Source organism: Janthinobacterium sp. 61 (genome assembly GCF_002846335.1).
In the GTDB taxonomy this organism is placed as follows: domain Bacteria; phylum Pseudomonadota; class Gammaproteobacteria; order Burkholderiales; family Burkholderiaceae_D; genus Janthinobacterium.
On record NZ_PJMQ01000001.1, the window covers coordinates 3,297,599 to 3,319,634 of the forward strand.

18 protein-coding genes are annotated in these 22,036 nt (G+C 64.0%); 6 read left to right on the forward strand and 12 right to left on the reverse strand.

The window, feature by feature from the left end; translation table 11 throughout:
• Positions 1–2 precede the first annotated feature (2 nt).
• The 7 genes from CLU92_RS15100 to CLU92_RS15130 all read right to left on the reverse strand — a co-directional run bounded on the left by CLU92_RS15100 (position 3) and on the right by CLU92_RS15130 (position 6,666).
• Entirely contained in the window at positions 3–1,037 is a 1,035-nt protein-coding gene (locus CLU92_RS15100; RefSeq protein WP_101482542.1) for an NAD(P)-dependent alcohol dehydrogenase, read from the reverse strand.
• Positions 1,038–1,048: 11 nt separating this feature from the next.
• Complete coding sequence (locus CLU92_RS15105; RefSeq protein ID WP_101482543.1) at positions 1,049–1,876, reverse strand: carbohydrate ABC transporter permease; 828 nt, start codon at positions 1,874–1,876, stop codon at positions 1,049–1,051.
• A complete protein-coding gene (locus CLU92_RS15110; RefSeq protein ID WP_101482544.1) occupies positions 1,864–2,754 on the reverse strand; it encodes a carbohydrate ABC transporter permease in 891 nt (296 codons plus the stop codon). Before CLU92_RS15110 ends, CLU92_RS15105 begins: the two co-directional genes overlap by 13 nt.
• Before the next feature lie 135 nt (positions 2,755–2,889).
• The gene (locus CLU92_RS15115) at positions 2,890–4,161 is read right to left on the reverse strand and encodes a sugar ABC transporter substrate-binding protein (protein ID WP_101482545.1); all 1,272 of its coding nucleotides are present in this window, start codon (positions 4,159–4,161) and stop codon (positions 2,890–2,892) included.
• Between the two features lie 136 nt (positions 4,162–4,297).
• Positions 4,298–4,840, reverse strand: a complete 543-nt coding sequence (locus CLU92_RS15120; RefSeq protein WP_101482546.1) for a GNAT family N-acetyltransferase — start codon at positions 4,838–4,840, stop codon at positions 4,298–4,300.
• On the reverse strand, positions 4,837–5,355 hold the full coding sequence (locus CLU92_RS15125) for a GNAT family N-acetyltransferase (protein ID WP_101482547.1): 519 nt from the start codon (positions 5,353–5,355) through the stop codon (positions 4,837–4,839). The genes CLU92_RS15120 and CLU92_RS15125 overlap by 4 nt, the downstream gene beginning before the upstream one ends.
• A 36-nt stretch (positions 5,356–5,391) precedes the next feature.
• Positions 5,392–6,666: an amidohydrolase family protein gene (locus tag CLU92_RS15130; protein ID WP_101482548.1), complete on the reverse strand. Its 1,275-nt coding sequence runs from the start codon at positions 6,664–6,666 to the stop codon at positions 5,392–5,394.
• A 384-nt stretch (positions 6,667–7,050) separates the two neighbouring features.
• On the opposite strand from CLU92_RS15130, the gene CLU92_RS15135 reads away from it, so the two are divergent.
• From CLU92_RS15135 to CLU92_RS15150, 4 genes are all read left to right on the forward strand, one after another.
• Positions 7,051–7,923 carry a phasin family protein gene (locus CLU92_RS15135; RefSeq protein ID WP_101482549.1) on the forward strand — a complete coding sequence of 291 codons (873 nt, stop codon included), beginning with the start codon at positions 7,051–7,053 and terminating at the stop codon, positions 7,921–7,923.
• A gap of 165 nt (positions 7,924–8,088) precedes the next feature.
• A complete protein-coding gene (locus CLU92_RS15140; protein ID WP_101482550.1) occupies positions 8,089–9,840 on the forward strand; it encodes an ATP-binding cassette domain-containing protein in 1,752 nt (583 codons plus the stop codon).
• Positions 9,830–11,641, forward strand: a complete 1,812-nt coding sequence (locus CLU92_RS15145) for an ABC transporter ATP-binding protein (protein ID WP_101482551.1) — start codon at positions 9,830–9,832, stop codon at positions 11,639–11,641. Before CLU92_RS15140 ends, CLU92_RS15145 begins: the two co-directional genes overlap by 11 nt.
• A 176-nt stretch (positions 11,642–11,817) precedes the next feature.
• On the forward strand, positions 11,818–13,905 hold the full coding sequence (locus tag CLU92_RS15150; RefSeq protein WP_306821368.1) for a GGDEF domain-containing protein: 2,088 nt from the start codon (positions 11,818–11,820) through the stop codon (positions 13,903–13,905).
• 45 nt (positions 13,906–13,950) lie between these two features.
• On the opposite strand, the gene CLU92_RS15155 is transcribed toward CLU92_RS15150, so the two are convergent.
• Together CLU92_RS15155 and CLU92_RS15160 are read right to left on the reverse strand one after the other, a co-directional pair.
• Positions 13,951–14,280: a hypothetical protein gene (locus CLU92_RS15155; protein ID WP_035821678.1), complete on the reverse strand. Its 330-nt coding sequence runs from the start codon at positions 14,278–14,280 to the stop codon at positions 13,951–13,953.
• 137 nt (positions 14,281–14,417) lie between these two features.
• Complete coding sequence (locus tag CLU92_RS15160; protein WP_101484703.1) at positions 14,418–15,689, reverse strand: cytochrome-c peroxidase; 1,272 nt, start codon at positions 15,687–15,689, stop codon at positions 14,418–14,420.
• Positions 15,690–15,855: 166 nt separating this feature from the next.
• On the opposite strand from CLU92_RS15160, the gene acpA reads away from it, so the two are divergent.
• A complete protein-coding gene (gene acpA / locus CLU92_RS15165) occupies positions 15,856–18,000 on the forward strand; it encodes an acid phosphatase (protein WP_101484704.1) in 2,145 nt (714 codons plus the stop codon).
• A 67-nt stretch (positions 18,001–18,067) separates the two neighbouring features.
• On the opposite strand, the gene CLU92_RS27825 is transcribed toward acpA, so the two are convergent.
• A complete protein-coding gene (locus CLU92_RS27825; protein ID WP_180338523.1) occupies positions 18,068–19,021 on the reverse strand; it encodes a hypothetical protein in 954 nt (317 codons plus the stop codon).
• Between the two features lie 238 nt (positions 19,022–19,259).
• On the reverse strand, positions 19,260–19,679 hold the full coding sequence (locus CLU92_RS15175; RefSeq protein WP_101482553.1) for a hypothetical protein: 420 nt from the start codon (positions 19,677–19,679) through the stop codon (positions 19,260–19,262).
• A gap of 281 nt (positions 19,680–19,960) precedes the next feature.
• Here CLU92_RS15175 and CLU92_RS15180 point away from each other — a divergent pair, with 281 nt between their 5' ends.
• Positions 19,961–21,031, forward strand: coding sequence for a hypothetical protein (locus CLU92_RS15180; protein ID WP_101482554.1), 1,071 nt, complete (start codon positions 19,961–19,963; stop codon positions 21,029–21,031).
• Here the strand turns inward: CLU92_RS15180 and CLU92_RS15185 are convergent.
• Entirely contained in the window at positions 21,024–21,983 is a 960-nt protein-coding gene (locus CLU92_RS15185) for a LysR family transcriptional regulator (RefSeq protein WP_257561089.1), read from the reverse strand. The two genes, CLU92_RS15180 and CLU92_RS15185, sit on opposite strands and share 8 nt — an antisense overlap.
• Positions 21,984–22,036: the final 53 nt, after the last annotated feature.

A 22,036-nucleotide genomic window follows, 5' to 3' on the forward strand; every position in this document is an offset into this window, starting at 1 on the left:
GCTCAAGCCAGTTCGATCTGAATCTTGACGTCGTGCGGATAGCCCTTGGCCGCTTCCTCGAACGCCTGCACGCCATCGGCAAAGCCGAAGGTGCGCGATATGAAGGGCTTCACGTCGATCTTGCCGGAGGCCAGCAAGGCAATGGCGCGCGGGAAGATGTTCGCGTAGCGGAAGACGGATTCAATACGCACTTCCTTGGCCTGGATGGCGACGATGTCGAAAGGCACGTTCTCGGGCGGCATGCCGACCAGCACCAGGCAACCGTTCGGGCACAGCAGGTCGACGATATTGTCGTAGGCGCGCATGCTGCCGCTGGCCTCGAAAACGATGTCGGCGCCCCAGCCTTCTGTCAGGTCGCGCACCGTGTCGGCCAGGCTGGCCTGGCGCACGTCGACCGTAGTCACGGCAGGATTGCCGGCGAACAGGGCCAGTTTTTCCGGTACCAGGTCGGCCAGGATGACGCGCGAGCAGCCGCCTGCCAGCGCGGCCAGCGCATTCATGGCGCCGATGGTGCCGGCGCCGATCACCACCGCCACGTCACCCGGTTTGATGGCCGCCTTCTTGGCTGCCTGCAAGCCGATGGCCAGCGGTTCGACGATGGCGCCTTCGCCAAAGCTGACGCTGTCGGGCAGCTTGAAGGTAAATGCGGCCGGATGCACGACATAAGGCGTAAGGCAGCCGTGGATGGGTGGCGTGGCCCAGAAGCGCACGGCCGGATCGAGGTTGTACAGGCCGCGCATGGTGGCTGGAGAATCGAACTGCGGCACGCCCGGCTCCATGCAGACCCGGTCCCCCACTTTCAGGTGCGTCACCTCATGTCCCACTTCCGCCACCACGCCGGCAGCCTCGTGACCGAGCACCATCGGCGCTTCGACGGCGAAGGGACCGATCTTGCCGTGTTTGAAATAATGCACATCGCTGCCGCAGATGCCCACCGTGTGGATCTTGATTTTCACATCGCGCGGGCCGACCGCGAGCGGCAGGTCGATATCGCGCAGGGTGATGGAATGCGCTTGTTCCAGGACGAGTGCTTGCATGATTGATTTCCTTATTTATGTTTGAGCATGGAGTTGAGCAGGCGTCCCAGGATGCCGACGAACAGCAGCGGCGGCAGCGCCAGCAGCACGGTGGACGCGTTCACCACGCCCCACGGCACTTCCTGGCCCATCGAGGTAAAGGCCGATGCCACCACCGGCAGGGTCATGCTTTTCGACGAGGTGAGCGCCAGCGCGATCATCAGTTCATTCCAGACCAGCACGAAGCTGAAGACGATGCCGCCCATCAGGGACTTCGACGCCACCGGCAGGGCCACATACCAGAACACCTGATAAGGGCCGTAACCATCGAGCGCGGCCGCTTCCTCGATCTCCTTCGGGATGCGGGCAAACGCGGGAATCGACAGCCAGATGATGGTCGACAGGGTCACCAGCAGATACGTCACCACCATCGACAGGCGCGAGTCGTACAGGCCCATGTCGATCCAGATCGAGATCAGCGGAATGGCGACGGCCACGGGTGGCAGAAAGCGCAGGGACAGCAGGAAGAACTGGATATCCTTCTTGGCCGGAATCGGATAGCGGGCAAGCGCATACGCGGCCGGTACGCCCAGCACGGCCCCCAACAGCACGGCCACGCCGACGATGGCCACACTGTTACCCAGTCCCGTCAGCACTTCCGGACTGGCCAGCACCTGCTGGTAATTGGCCAGGGTGGGGCTGAAGAAAAAGCGCGGCACGGGCGTGACGATGTCCATCAGCTCCTTGAAGGAATTGAGCACGGCCCACAGGATGGGGAACAGCGCCACCAGCACGATGGCGGTGGTAATGGCCGTGGTGGCGGCATGGTCCACGCCGCGCCGGATAGTCAGTTTTCCCATTTGGCGACCCGCTTCCAGAGTAAAGTGAAGATGACAGTCGTGGCCAGCATCATCAGCACGGCCATGCTGGACGCGTACGACACCTTGCCCATCAGGCCGATGCCTTGCGCATACGCGTACATATCCAGGGTTTCGGTGGAGATGCCGGGGCCGCCCTTGGTCATCACGTAGATCAGGTCGAACGAGCGCAGCGACTCGACCATCTTGATGAACACCAGACTCATGATGGGTACCTTCAGCATCGGCAGCGCGATGTACGCATACACCTGCAGGGTGCTGGCGTAATCGAGACGCGCCGCTTCCAGCGGTTCGCCAGGCAGGGTTTCCAGCAGCTTCAGGATGACGGCGCCGAAGAACAGGCCCCACTGCCAGATGTCAACTAGCGCCACCGCGTACAGGGCCGTGGCGGGGTCGGACAGCAAAGCCGTGCCGCCCAGGCCCACGCATTCGAGCAACCAGTTGAGGATACCCATCAGCGGCGAGTACATGAACTTCCAGATAAAGGCGGCCGAGACGCGCGGCAGCAGCACGGGCACAATCAGGAGCAGCGCGAGAAGATCACGTGTGCGGCCCTTGACTTTCTCGAACAGGAACACGGCCAGCAGCACGCCGACGATCAGCGAGCCGACCACGGTCACCACTTCCCAGATGGCCGACACCTGCACGGCATTGACGAAGCGGCGGTCGCCGAAGAGGCGGATGAAATTGGCAAAACCGACGTAGTCGCTGTCGCTGTAGCGCAGCACGCGGTTTTGCAGGGCCAGGTTGATGGCGGCGATGCTGGGCACCAGGCCCAGTATCAGCAGGACCAGCAGCGGCAGCGTCAGAAAGACGGCCGGCAGCCAGGTGTGGCGTTTCTTGCGGATGGTATGCGGCATAAGGATCAGCTTTCAGGCTCGTTAGCGTAAATCCGGGGTCAGACTCGACGGGGGATTGCGCCCCAGTGGGGCGCAATCCGATCGCGAAGCGACTGACCCCAGCACTTCCGCCGTTGGGTGAAACGGCGATACGCCTTATTTGCGTTTCTGCGCCCGCTGCATCACTTCCGTGGCGTACTCATTGGCCTCATCGAGAGCGCTCTGCACGTCGCCGCGCGTGCCCGTAAACACCTCTTCTAAAACGACGCCCAGGTTGTCGCCAATGTCCGGCCATTCGGGACTAGGCCAGATGGTGACGCGCGAGACGGGCGTGGTGTCCGTCAGGCCCGCCTGGATTTGCGGCTTGACGTGCTTGCGGAAGTAGTCGCTGGCGATGGTGCTGCTGCGGTTGTAGTCGCTGAAGACATTGTCCTTCAGGCGCGCCTGCTCCTGTTCCTTGCCCGTGGCCCACGCGATGAACTTGCCGGCCGCCTGGCGCGTGCATTCATCCTTGGCGCCCGTGGCGGAAATGGCCAGGCCGTGGCCATATGCGGCCGATGCCAGCGGCGCGGGCGGACGCACATAGCCCACCTTGTCGACCACCGAGGATTTTTTCGGGTCTTCCATCCAGTCGGCGAACGGCGTCGACTCGATCATGAATGCCACCTTGCCCGACCTGAATGCTTCGAGCGCGTTGCTCCAGTCGTAGGTGGCGCCACCGGGAGGCGAATACTTGAACAGGTCGCGGTACAGGGTCGTCGCCTTGACGGCCTGCGGCGAATTGAAGGTTGGCACGCCATTGTTTTCCCACTTGCCGCCGGCGGCAAGCATGAACGGAGCCCAGCGCCACACATTCATGCCCGAGCCGCGCTGGCCGCGCGCCGCCCAGCCATACACGTTCGGCGGGCTGTTGATTTTTTTCACGGCGGCGACCAGTTCGTCGAGCGTCTTCGGCACGGCGATGCCAGCCTTTTCCAGCAGGTCGCGGCGGTAGAACAGGAAGTCGCTGCCGCCGATCAGGGGGGCGAAATACGCCACGCCCTTGTACGAGGCGACGGCGCGGCGGCCCGGCAGGAAGTCGTCGTAGTCGGCGTCCTTGGGCAGGTATTTGAGCAGGGGAACGACCCAGCCTGCCGTAGCAAACTCGGCCACGTTGGCTTCGTCGATGTAATAGATCTGGTAGGAGCCGGCCTTGGTGGAAGCGTCCAGGCGGGCCTTGGAGCGGCGGTCGTTTTCGCCGAAATAGCTGATTTGTACCTTGGTGCCGTTTTTCTTTTCATACTCGGCCAGGGTCTTTTCCATCACGGTCAGGCCCAGGCTTTTTTGCGCCAGCACCTTGAGGACGGGCACCGAGCAGCTTTGCGCCGAAGCGTCGGCAAACCCGGCGGACATGAGGGCGCCCCATGCAATAGCAGTCATGATTTTCATAACACGTCTCCATTTTTATAGTCCGGCGGTTTTCCACCGGTATGCCAACTATAAAAACAAAGACGGCGCGCCACCACTACAAAAGGCGCGGGTTTCCAAATACTTTTTTTCACTTTCCCGATACGGATTTGCCGCGTCAATCCAGGCGAAAATCTCTGCGATAGACATTCGTATCCTTGCCATCCGGCTGGCGGCGCGTAAAACGCTCGAAGCGCAGCCCCAGCTTGTTAAGCAAGTTGATCGAGGCCTGGTTCTGCAGCGAGGTGATGCCGTACAGGGTGGGCAGGCGCAGCACGTGCTGCGCATGCTGCACGATGGCGGCCGCCGCCTCCCAGGCATAACCCTGACCCCAGTAGGCGGGACGCACGGCATAGCCAATATCGGGGCCGGGCAGGCTGTCGCGGCGAACCAGCCCGGCCATACCTACCAAGGCGCCATCGCTGAGACGTTCGAGGATGTACAGCGAATAGCCATGGTCGCGGAACTGCGCCATGGGTCCCGACTCCAGCGCGGCACTGGCCGCTTCCACGGTGTGGATATTGCGCTGGCCGATGTTGGCGATCCACGACGGGTCGTTGACCAGTTCCATGTAGAAGGCCGCATCGTCCAGGGTGGCTGTGCGCAGACGCAAACGGGGTGTCTCGATGACGGTGACCGGCTCTATCGTGGCGCCACTCATGCCGGCCACTGCATCGGGTCGGTCAACAGCTGGTACATCACGTAGGCGTCGACATAGCCCAGCTGCGCGTGGCGGTAGGCCAGCGGCAGGGTGGCGACAACCGTGAAGCCCAGTTTTTTCCACAGGGTGACGGCGGCCAGGTTGGTGCTGACGACGAAGTTGAACTGCATCGCCAGGTAGCCCGCGCGGCGCGCTTCTTCCATGCAGTGCACGCCCAGCAGGCGCCCCACGCCCACGCCCTGCGCGGCGGGATCGACCATGAACGAGGCATTGGCCACGTGCGATCCATGGCCCGGCTGGTTCGCCGCCAGCTTGTACATGCCCAGCAGGCGCTCGCTGCCCATCACGGCGACAAAGCTTTGCACGCCGGGGCCGAACCAGTAGGCGTGGCACTCTTCGCGCGAGGTGTCGGCGGGGAAGGTGTAGGTGTCGCCAGCGGCCACCAGGACCTGGAAGATGGCCCACATGGCGTCGAAATCGGCTTCGTTGGCCGGACGGATATCAATTTCTTTCAAGGCGGTGCTCCCGATAACAAGTGATGGCTGATTGTATCAGCGCCCCAGGCGGAAATTGACCGTTTCGGGCCGGCCCGGCAGTTGCAGACGCGATTGCGCGCGCGGCGCCTCGCTGATGATTTTCCCGCGACGCAGCACCAGGCGCCGCGCCGCGCGCAGGCGCAGCGCTTCCACCGTGGAGCTGCAATCGAGGATCAGCAAGTCTGCATGGCAGCCGGGTGCGATGCCATAACCATCGAGCCCCAGGATGCGCGCCGGCGTTTCCGTCACGGCCAGGAAGCAGTCGTGCATGGCTTGCTGGCCCGTCATCTGCGCCACGTGCAAGCCCATGTGCGCCACTTCCAGCATGTCGCCCGAACCGAGGCTGTACCACGGGTCCATCACGCAGTCGTGGCCAAAGGCGACAGGAATGCCGGCGGCCAGCATCTCGGGCACGCGCGTCATGCCGCGCCGTTTCGGATACGTATCGTGGCGCGCCTGCAGGGTAATGTTGATGAGGGGGTTGGCGATGGCCGCCACGCCCGCCTCGCGGATCAGGGGCAGGAGCTTGCTTACATAATAATTGTCCATCGAATGCATGGACGTCAGGTGCGAGCCCGTTACCCTGCCCTGCATGCCAAGGCGCTGGCTGTGGAAGGCCAGGGTTTCGATATGGCGCGACAGCGGGTCATCCGACTCGTCGCAGTGCATGTCGACCATCAGGCCCCGCTCGCAGGCGAATTCGCACAGCAGGCGCACGGATTCCGCGCCATCGGCCATGGTGCGCTCGAAATGCGGGATACCGCCCACCACGTCGACGCCCATGGCAATCGCGCGTTGTAAATTATCGAAGGCGCCGGGACTGCGCAGGATGCCATCCTGCGGGAAGGCCACCAGTTGCAAATCGAGATACGGCGCTACTTGCCGCTTGACGTCGAGCAGCGCCTCGACGGCCAGCAGGCGCGGGTCGCAGATATCCACGTGCGAGCGGATGGCCAGCAAGCCGCGCGCCACGGCCCAGTCGCAATACTGCAGGGCGCGCTCCACCAGGGCGTCCTGCGTCAGTTGCGGTTTCAGCTCGCCCCACAAGGCGATGCCTTCGAGCAGGGTGCCGGACGCGTTCACGCGCGGCAAGCCATAGCTGAGCGTGGCGTCCATGTGGAAGTGCGCATCGACAAACGGCGGCGTGACCAGGTCGCCGGCGGCGTCGATCTCCTGCGCGCCCTGCACAGGCAAGGCGGGGCCGACGGCGGCGATGCGGCCATCCTCGATGGCGATATCGATGGCGCGGCGCCCATCGGGCAGGCTGGCATTGCGGATGACTAGGTCCATGCGGAAACTCCTTCGGTAGACTACGGTGCCTGGTGCTTCAAATTAATTGCCATTTCATACATCTTTTGTGAAATGCTGCAGTGCACGAACGGAGCCACTCGCAAAAGCATAGCCATAGATTCGCTTGCAACACCTTGCGCATGCGCAAACTTCCCGCAAATGCTGCCAGGCGCATGAATAGGGCAAGCATGCGCCGCACGGGCTGAATAAAATAGCTTTCAACTAACTCGAATCACCGCTAGAATATTCATATTGCGTTGCATCATAATCAGGCTCTGATCAGTTACTCAGCACGCTACCCACTTTACAAAACGCGGCCAACTCTGGTTTTCGGGATTTTGCAGAGCGTTTTGCCAGCATTTTAATCCGTACAAAGGAGTAAATATGTTTCCGCTTCCAGAACAAATTTCCAGCGCCGCCAAATCGCAACTGGAAAGCCAGCTGCAAATCTTCAGCACAGTGACCAGCAAAGTCTTCGAAAGTGCCGAGAAAATCATCGCCCTGAACCTGAACGCAGGCAAGGCCGCCCTGTCGCACACGGCGGAAACGGCCCAGCACCTGCTGGAAACGCAAGACCCGCGCGACTTCTTCAGCTACAGCACCAGCCAGGCGCAACCGAATATCGCCAGCCTGCTGGCCTACAGCCGCCAGCTGTTCGGCATCGCCTCGAGCACCCAGGCTGAATTGCTGGCCTCGGCCAAAGCCCGCCTCGATGCGGCCGCGCCTGCAGCCATTCCAGCCCCGGCAGCGGCCAAGCCGGCGCTGGCCGTCGCCGCCCCCGTTGCTACCCCTGCACCAGCGCCTGCACCTGCGCCAGCAGCGGCACCTGCGCCCGTTGCCGCCAAGCCTGCCGAAGTAGCCAAGCCTGCCGCCAAGGCAGTGCCCGCCCCCGCCGCTGTTGCTGCGCCAGCAGCCAAGCCAGCGGCAGCGCCTGCAAAAGTTGCCGAGAAGGTTGCCGACAAACCCGCAGTTAAAGCGGTCGAAGCCAAGCCAGCGGCCAAGCCTGAAACGGCCAAGCCCGCACCGGCGCCTGCCGCCGCGCCAGCGAAGGCCGCCGCCCCCGCCCCCGCCAAGCCGGCTGCCAAACCATTTCCATCGAGCAAACCGGTCGCCAAACCGGCCAGCGCCGCCGGCAAGACTGTGGCCCAAGTAGCCGTCAAGCCAGCCGCCAAGCCGTTGGCCAAGGTTGCACCCAAGGGCATGCCATCGAAACAGCTCGATATGCTGCGCGGCGGCAAAGGCAGCGGCCGCAAGTAAGTCTCGCGCAAGGCAGTGACGCAGCAAAACAACGGGCTACGGCCCGTTTTTTGCGTGCCCGTCCACAGCGCGATTTTCCGCCTTGTTGTATCCTACGCGTACTTTCCGTCCGCGTGCCCGTCCTTCCGCCCCGCGACACCCCATTACTAAAAACAAAAGGTAACCATGAGTTTATCGAGGCTCATCGCCGGCTTCGTGCGTCAGCATTGGCCGGCGTATGCCGCTGCCGCCGTCATGCTGACCGGCGTGGCAACACTGACCGTCTGGATCCCCCGCCGCGTGGGCGCCATCATCGACGCGCTGGCCGCACACCGCATGACGACGAACGAACTGTGGCTTGAGCTGCTGACCCTGCTCGCCGTGGGCGTCGTCATCTACTTCCTGCGCGTGGGCTGGCGCATCACCCTGTTCAAGGCGGCCTACCAGCTGGGCGTGATGCTGCGTACGCGCTTCTACACGCGCATGTCGCAGCAGGGCGCGGCGTTCTACCAGAACCAGCGCACGGGCGACCTGATGGCGCTGGCGACGAACGACATCGACGCCATCGAAATGGCCGCCGGTGAAGCCATGCTGGCCGGCTTCGACGGCACCTTGACCTTGCTGATGGTGCTGGGCGTCATGCTGCTGGGCGTGGACTGGCGCCTGGCCTGCATCGCCCTCTTGCCCTTCCCCCTGATGGGACTGGCCTTCTGGCGCATTTCCAGCCATATCCACACGGCGTCCACGGATTCATTACAGCGCTTTTCCGCGCTGAACGACCATGTGCAGGAATCGCTGTCGGGCGTGCGTACCCTGCGCGCGCTGGGCCTGGAAGAGCGCAGCAGCAAGCAGTTCTCCACCCTGGCCGGCCATGCAGCCAACGCCAGCCTGACGGCGCAGCGCTGGGAAGCGGCGTATGAACCGGCCGTCGGCCTGACCCTGACGGCAGCCACGGCGCTGACCCTGGGCCTGGGCGGCTACCTCGTGTGGCAAGACCAGCTGACCATCGGTGCGCTGACGAGCTTTTCCATGTATCTGGGACAGTTGATCTGGCCCATGTTCGCCGCCGGCTGGGTGCTGTCGTTGATAGAACGGGGGCGCGCCGCCTGGCAGCGCTTGCAGCCCATGCTCGACGCGCCGCTCGCCATCGACGACCATGGCAGCATCGCCACCCTCACGCCCGGCCCCCTGCAGCTGACGGACATCGGCTTCGCCTACGCGGGACAGACTGCGCCTGCGCTCTCCGGCATCTCGCTGCGTTTGCAGCCGGGCCAGACCCTGGGCCTGGTTGGCCCCACGGGCAGCGGCAAGTCGACCCTGCTGCGCGTGCTGCTGCGCCAGGTGACGCCGCAAGCGGGCACGGCCACGTGGAATGGACAGCCGCTGGACGCCTACACCTTGCATGCGTTGCGCGCGGCCATCAGCTGGGTGCCGCAGGAATCGTTCCTGTTCTCCGCCACCATCGCCGACAATATCGCCCTGGCCCGCCCCGGCGCCACGCGCGAGGAAGTGGAACGGGCGGCGCAGCTGGCCGACATCCATGCCGATATTTTGCAATTCCCCGATGGCTATCAGACGCACGTGGGCGAGAAAGGCATTACCCTGTCCGGCGGCCAGCGCCAGCGCGTGGCGATTGCCCGGGCCCTGCTGGCCGACAACGGCTTGCTGCTGCTCGACGATGCCCTGTCCGCCGTCGACACGGGCACGGAAACGCGCATCCTGCAGCATCTGGAAGAACTGCGCGCGCGCCGCCCCGAGCGCAGCGCCATCATCGCCAGCCACCGGCTGAGCGCCGTCGTCAACGCGGACCTGATCCTGGTGCTGCGCGATGGCCACGTCACGGAAACGGGCAACCACGACGCGCTGATGCAGCGCGACGGCTGGTATGCCAGCCAGTGGCGCTATCAACAACTGGAGGCCAGCCTCGATGCCATCTAAGACCGACCAAGCCACCACCACCGCCACGCAATCCGTGCGCCGCCAGGCCGTGCAAGCCATCGGCCTGCTGCGCCGCGCCGCCGCGCCCGACCTGCGCCATTTGTACTGGGCCACGTTCTGGCTGATCCTCGCCGCCGCGCTGGAAGTGACGGGCCCCATCCTGGGCAAGGCCCTGATCGACCAGCATCTGCTGCCGCGCCACCTGGACTGGACGCGCATGGCGCTGCTGCTGGGCGGCTGCCTGCTGACGGGCTGGGTCGCCTCCGGCCTGCGCTACCTGCAACTGGTGCGCCTGTCCGGCCTGGCCATGCGCTCGGTGCAGCGCCTGCGCGAAACCGTCTACCAGCACGTGCTGCGCCTGCCCATGGCCTTCTTCGACCGCGCCATCACGGGCCAGCTGGTCAGCCGCGTCACGAATGACACGGAGGCGGTGAAATCGCTGTACGTGCAGGTGCTGTTCGTCATCCTCGACAGCTCCATCGTCCTGGTCGGCACCATGGCTGCCATGGCCTTCCTCGACTGGCGCTTGATGCTGATCGTGCTGGCCCTGCTGCCGGCCGTGCTGGTCATCGTCTTCCTGTACCAGCGCTGGAGCGCGCCCGCCGTCACGCGCGCGCGCGCCCTGCGCAGCGAGATCAATGGGCAGATCGCCGAATCGATCGGCGGCATGAGCGTACTGCAGGCGAATAATGCGGAACGCCGCTTCGGCACACGCTTCACGGGCATCAACCAGGACCACTACACGGCACGCATGCAGGAATTGCGCGCCAACGCCTGGCTGCTGCGCCCCGCGCTCGACATGCTCAACATCGTGCTGCTGGCCGTGGTCATCTTCAGCTTCGGCCGGCGCGAGATGGGCGCCGTGGAAGTGGGCGTGCTGTATGCGTTCATCAGCTACATCGCGCGCGTGATCGAGCCCTTGATCCAGATCACCATGCAGTTCAGCCAGCTGCAGCAGTCGGTGGTGGCCACGGCGCGCGTCTCGGCCCTGCTGGATGAAACGCAGGCGCTCGAACATGCACAGGGAAGGGAAACACCGGCCCTGCGGCAGACGAAAGCGGACATCGACCTGCCCGCCGTCGACATCAAGAACCTGACCTTCGCCTACGTGGAAAACCAGCCCGTGCTGCACGACCTGTCGCTGAGCATACCGCAAGGCGCTTTCTTCGGCATCGTCGGCCACACGGGCAGCGGCAAGTCGACTTTGCTGTCACTGCTGCTGCGCTTTTACCCCGTCACGCAGGGCAGCATCGCCATCAATGGCGTCGCCCTCGACAGCATCGACAACGAGCATTTCCGAGCCGACGTGGGCCTGGTGCCGCAAGATCCCTTCCTGCTGGCCGCTTCGGCGCGCGAAAACATCGACATGGGGCGCGGCTACACGCAGGTGCAGATCGAAACGGCGGCGCGCGCCGCGCATGCGCACGACTTCATCGCCGCGCTGGAACACGGCTACGATACGCCGCTGGGCGAAGGCGGCTCGCGCCTGTCGTCGGGGCAGAAGCAGCTGATCGCGATTGCCCGCGCGCTGGCCGGCCAGCCGCGCATCCTGCTGCTGGACGAAGCGACGTCGCGCATCGATAGCCAGACGGAACAGATCGTGCAGCTGGCCCTGAATGAATTGCGCGGCAAGGTCACCATCATCGCCATCGCCCACCGCCTGTCGACCATCCGCGAGGCCGACCGGATCATCGTACTCAACCATGGCCGCATCACGGAAGCGGGGCCGCACGAGGCCTTGATGCAGATCGATGGCGGCTTGTACCAGCGCCTGTATCTGCTGCAGCAGCTGGCGCAATAGAGCGTGTTGTCCATGCCCGCCGTGTGCACTTCCGCACATTTCTGCGCCCCGCATGATATTTCTTGACTGCAACAGAATATAATCGTTGCGAAGAGTAGCTCATTGTGGGGGGGGGCGGGACGTTGGCAGGCAGACAGAGACGGGCATCGTGGCGAAAAGCGCATTGGCTGCTGGTCTTGGCCTGCCTGCTGGCGCCTGCCGCCCAGGCCCAGGCCCAGGTCCAAGTCCATGTCGGCAACCTTGAGCAGCATATTGCCGCCGTGCGCGAAGATGGCCGCTTCGTGCCCACGCGCGCCCTGCAGCGCCTGCAAGAGGTGGAAACGCAGGCGCGCAGCGCGCCCCTGCCAGTGCGCGCGGAATTCCTTACCCAACTGAGCACCGTGCGCATGCGCCTGGGGCAGAATGACCTCGCCATGCAGCTGGCCGAGGAACTGATCGCCTACGCCCGCCAGAACAAGAACGACGTGGCGCTGGCCAAGGGCATACTCAGCAAGGCCTACATCACGTTTGCCCTGAACGAACGCCGCGCCTCGCACCTGCTGGCCTTCGAAGCGGAAAAGATCGCCAACCGCACGGACGACCTGCCCGTACGCGTGCAGGCCACCATCAGCGCGGGGCAATCGTGGGCCGAGGAAGGCAATTTCCCTTTTGCGCTGGCCAAACTGCAGGCAGCCGTGGACCTGGCGCGCCAGAGCAATTCTCCCTCCAGCCTGGCCGCCGCCCTGAATGCCCTCACCCTGCTGTACACGCAGATGCGCGAGTACGACAAAGGCTTCGAAGTGCTCGACGAGCTGCTGGCCGTATCAAGCACCCTCGAATCGCCGGGCCGCATGGCGCAGGCGAAAAATACGGAATACGGGCTGGCGCTCGACGCGCGGCAGCCGCAACGGGGCCAGCGCGCCCTGCTGGCGGCCCTGGCGCTGGAACGCCAGCTGGGCGCCAGCGGCATGGTGGCCGTTACCCTCGTCAACCTGTCGGACAGCTACCTGAAAGAAGGCGACTACGCGCGCGCCCTGCGCTATGCGTATGAAGCCATCACGGCGGGGCGCTTGGTCAACAATGAACAGGTGGAGGCGACGGCGCGCCTGAACATCGGCCAGGCCCTGATTGGCCAGGGACGCTTGCAGGAAGGCAAGCAAAGCGTGGCCACGGGCCTGGCCTACTACGAACGCACGGCCAACCAGCCGGACATGCAGGCCGTGCTGCTGGAATACGGCATGGCGCTGGAAAAGGCCGGTGACATGCGGGGCGCCGTCACGGCGTATCACCGCGAGCGGGGCATTTCCAACCTGCTGTTCGAGAAGCAGCGGCAAAAAGCCGTGTACGAATTGCAAGAAAAATATGAGGCGGAAAAGAAACAGCGCCAGATCGAACTGCTCAGCCGCGAGAACCAGCTCAAGAGCACCGAGATCGACAACCGCCGCCTGCAGCAGCGCGTATGGTGGCTGCTGGCGCTGGTGCTGGCCATGGCGTCCGTCATCGTCGGCTTGCTGTACCGCAAGGTGCGCCACGCGAACGTGCAGCTGAACGTCAAGAACCAGGAACTCAAGCGCCAGAGCTCGCGCGACCCGCTGACGGCCTTGTACAACCGCCGCCATTTCCAGGAATTCATGCGCAGCCATGCGGGCAAGCCGCTGCCTGCCTATGGCGACGCCGATGTCGTGGGCGCGCTGTTCCTGCTCGATGTCGACCATTTCAAGCACATCAACGACCGTTACGGCCACGCAGCGGGCGACCTGGTGCTGACGACGATCGCCGAAACCTTGCACGACGTGTTGCGCGAAACGGACATGATCGTGCGCTGGGGCGGCGAGGAATTCCTCGCCTTCCTGCCAGCCGTCTCGCGCGACGGACTCGACGATATCGCGCGGCGCATCCTCAACGGCATGGCGGCACAGGTCATCCATTACCAGGGACAGGCCATCCAGGTGCACGTGTCCGTGGGCTTTGCGCCCTATCCGCTGGCGCCTCTGGGAAGGCCGCTCACGTGGGAACGCAGTGTCAACCTGATCGACATGGCGCTGTATCTGGCCAAGGCGCACGGGCGCAACCGGGCGTATGGCTTGCGCGGTTTCCGGCAGGTGGAAAGAACGACCCTGGAAGCGGTGGAGCAAGACCTGGAACGCGCGTGGCGCGACGGCTATGTGGATTTGAGCGTGGTGCTCGGGGGAACGGACGGGATGGATAGTACAAATACGGGAACAACGGCGCATGGCAGGCCAGCTGGCGCCAGCGATGGCGTGGCCGCAGCTGCCATCACCTGACGACACCTGCGGGAGCCGGGCCGGCGCTGGCCGGCCCTGGCGCGATTACTTGTGCGCGGCGTCCTGCATCTTTTCGCCGGCTTTTTCCACTTTCTTGCCAACGGCATCGGCCGCTTCGCTCATTTTCTTGTCGGCGTCAGCGGCGACCTGGTCCATCTTGGCGCCCGTGTCGGCAGCGGCCTGGCTCACGGCGGCGTCAGCCTTGGTAGCGGCGGCCTTGATGTCGGCTTCAGCCTTGGCAGCGGCCGCATCGATCTTTTGGCCCGCTTGTTCCGCAGGACCGGCAGCGACATCATCTTTCTTCTGGCAGGCAGCCAATGCCACGACCATCATCCCGGCGGCGCACACGGTCATCCAATTTTTGCTTACTTTCATGATATTCCCTTTCATTGTTATCAAAAGACACAGATCAGTTCGCAATATACACCTGCCTAAAATTTTCTAGCGTGCGCTAACGCACATAAAAACATGCTTTTGTGGCGTAGTTGTAAGCAATGGTATCTTGATATCTCTCAGCCACTCTTTCCCTGCGCCGGGCGCGGCAGCGTATAGCCATCGGTCAAGGTATGCAGGAAAACAATCACGTCGGCGATCTCCCCTTCGTTCAGGGCGGGCGCCTGGCCCGGCTGGCGGTCGAACGGCGCTTCCACATTCACATTCGCTGCCAGGCCGGGCGGCAGATCGTTGTACTTGTGCACCTTGCCACTGCTGTCTTTCGGATACCATTTTTGTGGCGCCGTGTCGCGCTGCACGTAAAAACGCAACACCTGCTCCAGGCTGTCAAAGCTGCCGTTGTGGAAGAACACCTTGCGCAGGGCGACATTGCGCAGGGACGGTGTCTTGAAACTGCCGCAATACTCCTTGTGCTCCGTCAAATCGGTGCGGTCCGGGCCGCACAATCCCAGGTCAAAGAACGCCGGGTCCGCATTCGCCGGCAGTTTGGCATTGCGCGGCACGCCGATATTGATCAAGCCATAGTCGGTAAATTGGGGAAAGGCGCCGCCTGAGCTCACCTGGCTGATGTGGCAGGACGCGCAATTGCCCTTGCGTTCATCGTTGAACAGGGCCAGGCCTCGCGCTTCCTGCGGCGTCAAGCTGGCCTGCTTGCGCAGGAAGGCGTCGTACTTGCTGGTGTACGGATAGAAGTCCAACGGGCTTTCCTGGAATACTTCCAGCGACATCAGCGCCCAGCGCAGCGCCTGGCCAGGCTGCTCGAAGATATCCGCGCCATACGTCTGGCGGAACTGCGCCGCCAGCGGCCCCGCCTGCAGCTTGGCGACCACGGCGGCCGCATCGCGGTTGCCCATCTCTCGCCTGGATAACAGGGGCGCAAGCGCCTGTTCGTGGCCAGACTGGGCGCGGCCGTCCCAGTTGCGCCCGCCCGTGGGACCCGCGTCGACGCTGTCGTCGCCATCGTCGTCGTGGTAATGCTCGGTAAACGGGGGGGCATTCTGGAGATAGCGCAGCGACGGCGCGGCGCGCGTGCCCGCATCCTTCAGTTCCGGGCCGCCCAGCTGCACCGCCAGCGCGTTCGGCGGACCGTAGGCGTGTTCGGGACTGTGGCAACTGGCGCAGGCCAGCTTGCCCGACACGGACAGGCTGGGTTCGAAAAACATGGCGCGGCCCATGGCCGTCATTGCCGCCACCGAAGGCTGGCGTTTCAGGGTGGGCGCATACGCGCCCGCCAGGTGGGCGGCGGGCACGGCGGGTGCGTCTTTTTGCGGCGCGGGCTGGCAGGCGGACAGCACGCAAATGGCGAGCAGCAGGGCAGGTATCGTTTTCATCATGGGCTGGCAGCGTAGCAACGGCATGTGACAACTGCGTGACAAGTCCCTGCAAAACGTCATGTATCAAGTCCGTACATTACGTCATGTAACAGACGCTGACATGTCACGCAGCTGACATATTGCCTGCCTAGCATGCGACGTTTTCCACCCAGAAGGCATGAACATGAACTTGCACGCCAACACCGCTTTACGTCCCGTTTTACATCCCTCTTTACGGCCCCTGCCGCTGCTACTGTCGCTGGGCCTGGCCGCCTGCGGCAGCAACTACGCCGTCACGCCCCACGTCACGGGCCAGGTCATCGGCAGCTACTATGAAAACGCCCAGGTATGCCTGGAAAGCAGCACGAGCAAGCTGACCTGCGACAGCGGCTCGGCCGCCGTGCGCACGGCCGCCGACGGCAGCTATACGCTCGACGGCCAGGGCGCCGTGCTGGCGACCATCGGCACGGACGCGATCCGCCATGAAACCATGGGCGACGCGGGCAGCAAGGTCACGCAAAAGCTGCTGCTGCGCGCCCCCGCCGGGCACAGCGCCTTCGTCAGCGCCCTGTCGACGGAACTGGCGCAAATCATGGACGGCAACGGCGGCGACTTTGCGGCGGCCAGCAGCAAGCTGGCCGCGCGCCTGGGCGTGTCGGAAGCGGGCCTGGCGTCGGACTTCAACAAGGCCAGCGGCGACGAGTTGACAAAACTCAAGGCGGAAAACGCCAGCGTGACGGCCTTGGTCGCCAGCGCCAGCACACAGGCGGCGCCCGCCGATGCGCTGGCCGCCCTGAACGGCGCCCTTGCGCTGAACAATATTCAGACCATCGTCGTCATCTACGCGGAAAACCGTGGCTTCGACAATCTGTACGGCCTGTTTCCGGGCGCGAATGGCGTACCGGGCGTCAACCCCACCTCCAGCACCGCCTACGTGCCGCAGAAAGACGTCGACGGCAGCACCCTGCCCGTGCTGCCGCCCACCTGGGGCGGCATGACGGCGGCCGGCCAGAGCACCGTCATCACGCAGGCGCAATCGGCCAATTTGCCCAACAAACCGTTCCAGATCGACGATGCCAGCAGCCCCCTGTACCTGCCGCAATCGGTCATCACGCGCGACCTGGTGCACCGCTTCTACAATAACCAGATGCAGATCAACGGCGGCGCCAACGACAAGTTCGCCGCGTATTCCGATGCGGGCGGCCTGTCCATGGGCTATTACGACGGCAGCAAGATGCAGCTGTGGGACATCGCCAAACAATATGCGCTGGCCGACAATCTGTTCATCGGCGCCTTCGGCGGTTCCTTCCTCACGCACCAGTACCTGATCTGCGCCTGCGCCCCTACCTATCCGAACGCGGACACCTCGGTGGCGAAAGGGTCGATCGCGAAGATCGACGTCGATGCCAAGGGCAATTTCCTGCGCCTGACGCCATCCGCCACGGCGCCGACCACCGTGCTGAACGGCGCGCCCGCCTATGCCAACGACGGCGCGCTGACGCCGGCCGACAGCAGCGGCATGTTTTACGCCGTCAATACCATGCAGCCAGCGTTCCAGCCCAGCAGCAACGCTCCCGCATCCGGCGACAGCAGCAAGCTGTATGCCGACACGGGCAAGGCCAACACCCTGCCGCCGCAGACGCAGACGAATATCGGCGACTTGTTATCTGGCAAGAACATCGACTGGGCCTGGTATGCGGGCGCCTGGAAGGATACGACGGCCCTGGCCACGGCCAGCGCGCGCGCCAGCAGCTTCCCGAACCCGCCGAACTTCCAGTTCCACCACCAGCCGTTCAATTACTTTGCCAACATGGACCCGGTGAAGGCGCCCGCCTACCGCGCCGCCCACCTGCGCGACTTCGACAGCCAGTTCCTGAGCGATGCCAGCGCCGGCAAGCTGCCGCCCGTGGCCTTCTACAAGCCGCAGGGCAATTTGAACCAGCATGCGGGCTACGCCAGCGTGGCCGACGGCGACGCGCATATCGCCGGAGTCATCGCCCAGCTGAAAAAGAGTCCGCAGTGGAAAAACATGCTGGTCATCGTCACCTACGATGAAAACGGCGGCTTTTACGATCACGCCGCGCCGCCGAAGGGCGACCGCTGGGGTCCGGGCACGCGCGTGCCGGCCATCCTCATCTCGCCGTACGTGAAAAAGGGATTGGTTGATCATACGCAATACGATTCGGCGTCCATCCTGCGCGCCATCACGCACCGCTTCGCCCTGCCGGTGCTCGACGGCCTGAGCACGCGCGACAAGGCGCTGGTGGCCAACGGCGGCAAGCCGATGGGCGACTTCAGCGCGGCGCTGGCCCTGGTGCCGCAAGAGTAAGCGTCGATTCAAACGGCAAGATGACGCCCGCCCGGCTTGGCCGCGGCGGGCGTTTTTCCTGCTGGTGCTACTGATCCGGGGCAGGGCTTGGAATCGCGTCGAGTAGCGAGCGTTCAAGCAATTGCGACAGCGACGCGCGCAGCGCCTGCGTGCGCGCCGCCAGTTCCGGCCGCTTGTAGCGCTCGGCGGCGATCAGGCTGTTTTCCAGGCAGACCCGGTCGCCCTTGGCCAGACAGGCGTCGGCCAGGTCGAGCTGGGCGCTGGCTTGCGCCACTTTCACCCTGGCATCGAGTTCCAGGGTGTCGGGATCATCGCCCCAGCGCTTCACGTAGATGGCCAGGCGCGTGGCGGCGAGCTCCGGCTTGCCCGCATCAAGCGCCTGCTTGACGCTGTCTTGCAGCGCCGTCCATGCCTGTGCCCGCTGCTGTTGCCGGTCGCAGGAGGCAGCGGACTTGGTGATGCTCGCCTGCAAGCGCTTGATCTGCGCCGCCGGCGCCTTGGCGCTTTTCAGCACGGCCAGCGCACTGCGCGCCCCGTCCAGGTCGCACTGCGCCGCCAGCGCAGTGGCAGCCTCGACCTGTTCCGCCACGCTGGCCGGCTTGTCGGCGGGCTTGTTGAAGAACCAGATACCGGTCAGCACCACGGCCGCAGCGATCCACGTGCGCAAGCGCACGGGCGGGCGCGGTGGTGGCACCGAACCCTTGGCGGCCGGTTTCGCGGGCGGCGCCTTGGCTGGCGCTGGCGCTGCTGCGGCAGCCGGTGGCGGGACGGGCTGGGGAGCGGGAGTAGGCTGCGGCGCGGGTTGCGGCGCGGGTTGCGGAGCTGCTTGCGGCATAGGAATGGGCGGGGCGACGGGCACCGGCGGCGGCATGCGCGGCACCGGCGGCGGCGCTGGCACTTTCTCCAGAACAGGCGCTGCAGCCACCTGGCGCGCGCCGCAAAACGGGCAATGCACCACGCGCAGCGGCAAGCTCCGGCCGCAAGCGGCATTGATGCAAACATCATTCACTGTTTCAAGCACATTCCAACCTTTTCCTGGAGTCATTCCACTGCGTTCTGCCGCAATATTACCTTACGCGCGTACCGCAACGGCGCACCCGCAGCGAGTTCCACTGCCTTGATACCGATCAAAAAAAAGCTCTGTCTCCGGCAAGCAGGGAACAGAGCCAATATTATCGTGATATCAGGGAAGTAGCCGAAACGGCAGAGCAAATGCCCAAGGGCAGGCAACAACGCCAGGGGCGATTTATCAGGGTCTCTTACACCTTGACCGCATCAACTTTTGCAATCACCGTGCGCGCAATGATATCCGTTGCCGGACAAGTCTCCATCGCGTCCGAATAAGCAAGCCAGCGCTGCAGGCTTTCCATGCGGCGGATGGTGATGCCCTTGCCATTGATGTAGCCGATCTGCTCGAAATTGGCAGGGCTGGTGGTCAGCTTCGAGACGGTGGGCGCATTGTCGACCAGGCGGTCGTAGGCCTTGCGCGCCTTGTGCTCCCACTTGGCCAGCACAGGGTCGTCAAAGCGGTTGCTTTCAAAATACACGGTGATAGTGCGGTCGTGATTGGCAAAGCCGACGATTGCCGCACCCTTGCGTATGGTCAGCAAGACATCTTCCTTGACGCCCGTGACGGGAACGAACACGGCAGCGCGCCCATCCGTATCCGGCCGCTCCATGGGAATATCTTGTCCGATTATGCTCATCACATCACACTCTTAGTCATCGCCTGTTGGCTTGTTGTCCCTGCATCACTGAAAGCGTGGCCTGCACATGCTTGCCTTTGCCGCTGCGACGGGCCACTCCCAGGCTGTTTATCAAATAATACATTGCCGGAAAGCACTACACAAGACAATCAGAGGCACGGCAGCCACAGCGCCTCCGCCGGATGGGGAATGGTATGCCCTGCGGCAATCACTTTATAATGCTGCGATTACTTCACGCCAGATACCTCCGCACCATGACGCTTCCCGAGAATGACACCAGCCGGCTCGACGCCATCAGCGCCGCCGCCACCGAAGTGGCCGCGCAAAACGTGGCCGACCTGCTGGCCATGGCCATCTGCCACCGCCCGGACGAGCCGGCCCTGATCGTCTGCGACAAGCGCAGCTGGCTCAACGTCGTGTTGACGGAAGCCTATCGTCAGGCCTTGCCGGACGCGAGCTTCATCGATTTCGACGAGGTCACGCCCGACACCGTGCTGGCCGCGTTTGCCGAGCTGCCCGCCGGCAGCCTCGTCGTGCTGATCCAGTCGACCAGTTTCCGCCTGGAAGCGTTCCGCATCCGCATCGAGCTATTCAAGCGGGGCCTGAAAGTGATCGAACACGTGCACCTGTCACGCATGCCCGGCGTGCAGGGACTGCACTACATCGCTTCGCTGGCCTACGACCCGGCGTACTACCGGGGCGTGGGCCATGCGCTCAAGGCGCGCATCGACCGCGCCCGCCACGGCATGGTCGACAGCGGCGGCGAGCAACTGGTATTCGCCTCGCCGTTCGAATCGGCCAAGCTGAATATCGGCGACTATAGCGGCATGAACAATATCGGCGGCCAGTTCCCCCTGGGCGAAGTGTTTACGGAAGCGCAGGACCTGGAAGCGGTGAACGGGCGGGTACGCATCTTCGTCTTTGGCGACACGCACTTCATGGTAAACCGCCCCGATACGCCAATCACCCTGATCATCGAAAAGGGCCGCGTGACGGGCACCGAGCACGCCACGCCCGAATTTACCGCCATGCTGGAGATCATCCGCGCCCATGAAGGCGAAGTGTGGGTGCGCGAACTGGGCTTCGGCATGAACCGCGCCTTTTCGCGCGAGCAGCTGGTCAACGACATCGGCACGTATGAACGCATGTGCGGCATCCATCTGTCGCTGGGCGCCAAGCATGGCGTCTATACCAAGCCCCAGTTCAAGCGCAAGGATGCGCGCTATCACGTCGATATCTTCGCCGTTACCGAAGCCGTCTACCTGGACGACGAACGCGTGTATGCCGATGGCGCCTGGACGGTGGAACCCGTCGCTTTCAGCTGAAAAATCCAGCCGCTTCCAGCTCCCGGTCCCAGGGCGGCACGGGCTGGTATTCGGCCACCAGGAAATCGATCAGCGCGCGCACCTTGGGCGACGGCTGGCGGCTGGCCGGGTACAGCGCGCTCAGGTGATTCAGCGGCAGCTCCCAGTCGGACAGCACGGGCAGCAGGCTGCCATCGAGCAGATTGCGCCAGGCGAGAAACGTGGTGCTGTAGACGATGCCCAGCCCCCGCTGCGCCGCCTGGTGCAGCACCAGCCCGTTATTCGCCGTGAAACCCGCCTGCACGCGCACGCTGGCCTCCTCGCGCTGCTCCGCTGCTCCACGCTGGAAATGCCAGTTCGTGCCGTCGGTCAGGTGGCTGAAATGCAGGCACTGATGCTGCAGCAAGTCTTGCGGCGTCTGCGGTACACCCCATTGCGCCAGATAGGCGGGGCTGGCACACAGCACGGCGCGGCATGGCGCCAGCGGGCGCATCGCCAGCGCGCTGCTGTCCGGGATGCCGCCCACGCGGATAGTCAGGTCAAAACCATGGCGTATCGGGTCGAGCAGCGCATCGTCGACAAACAAGTCGGCCTGCACCTGCGGGTGCAACAGGCTGAAACGGGCGACGGCATCGGCCAGCCACGCGCTGCCGAAACTCGATGGCGCCTGGATGCGCAGTGGCCCGGCGAGCTCCGCCCCCGCTCCCGCCTGCGCCACGTGCGCCACCATGCGCGCCGCTTCCTGCGCCTGGCTAACGGTGGCCATGCACGGCGCCAGGTAGGCGCGGCCCGCGTCCGTCAAGCTCACTTCGCGCGTGGAACGGTGCAGCAGGCGCGCATGCAGGCGTTCCTCCAACTGCATGATGGTCTTGCTGACCATGGCCCGCGTCAGGCCCAGGCGTTGCCCGGCCAGCGTGAAGCTGCGCTGGCGCGCCACCTCGACAAAGATTTCCATTGCTTTTAGTTGATCCATGTCAAAGATTGTCTTCGCTTTGGCGACAATCTGTCAACCGCAGGAAGATTGTC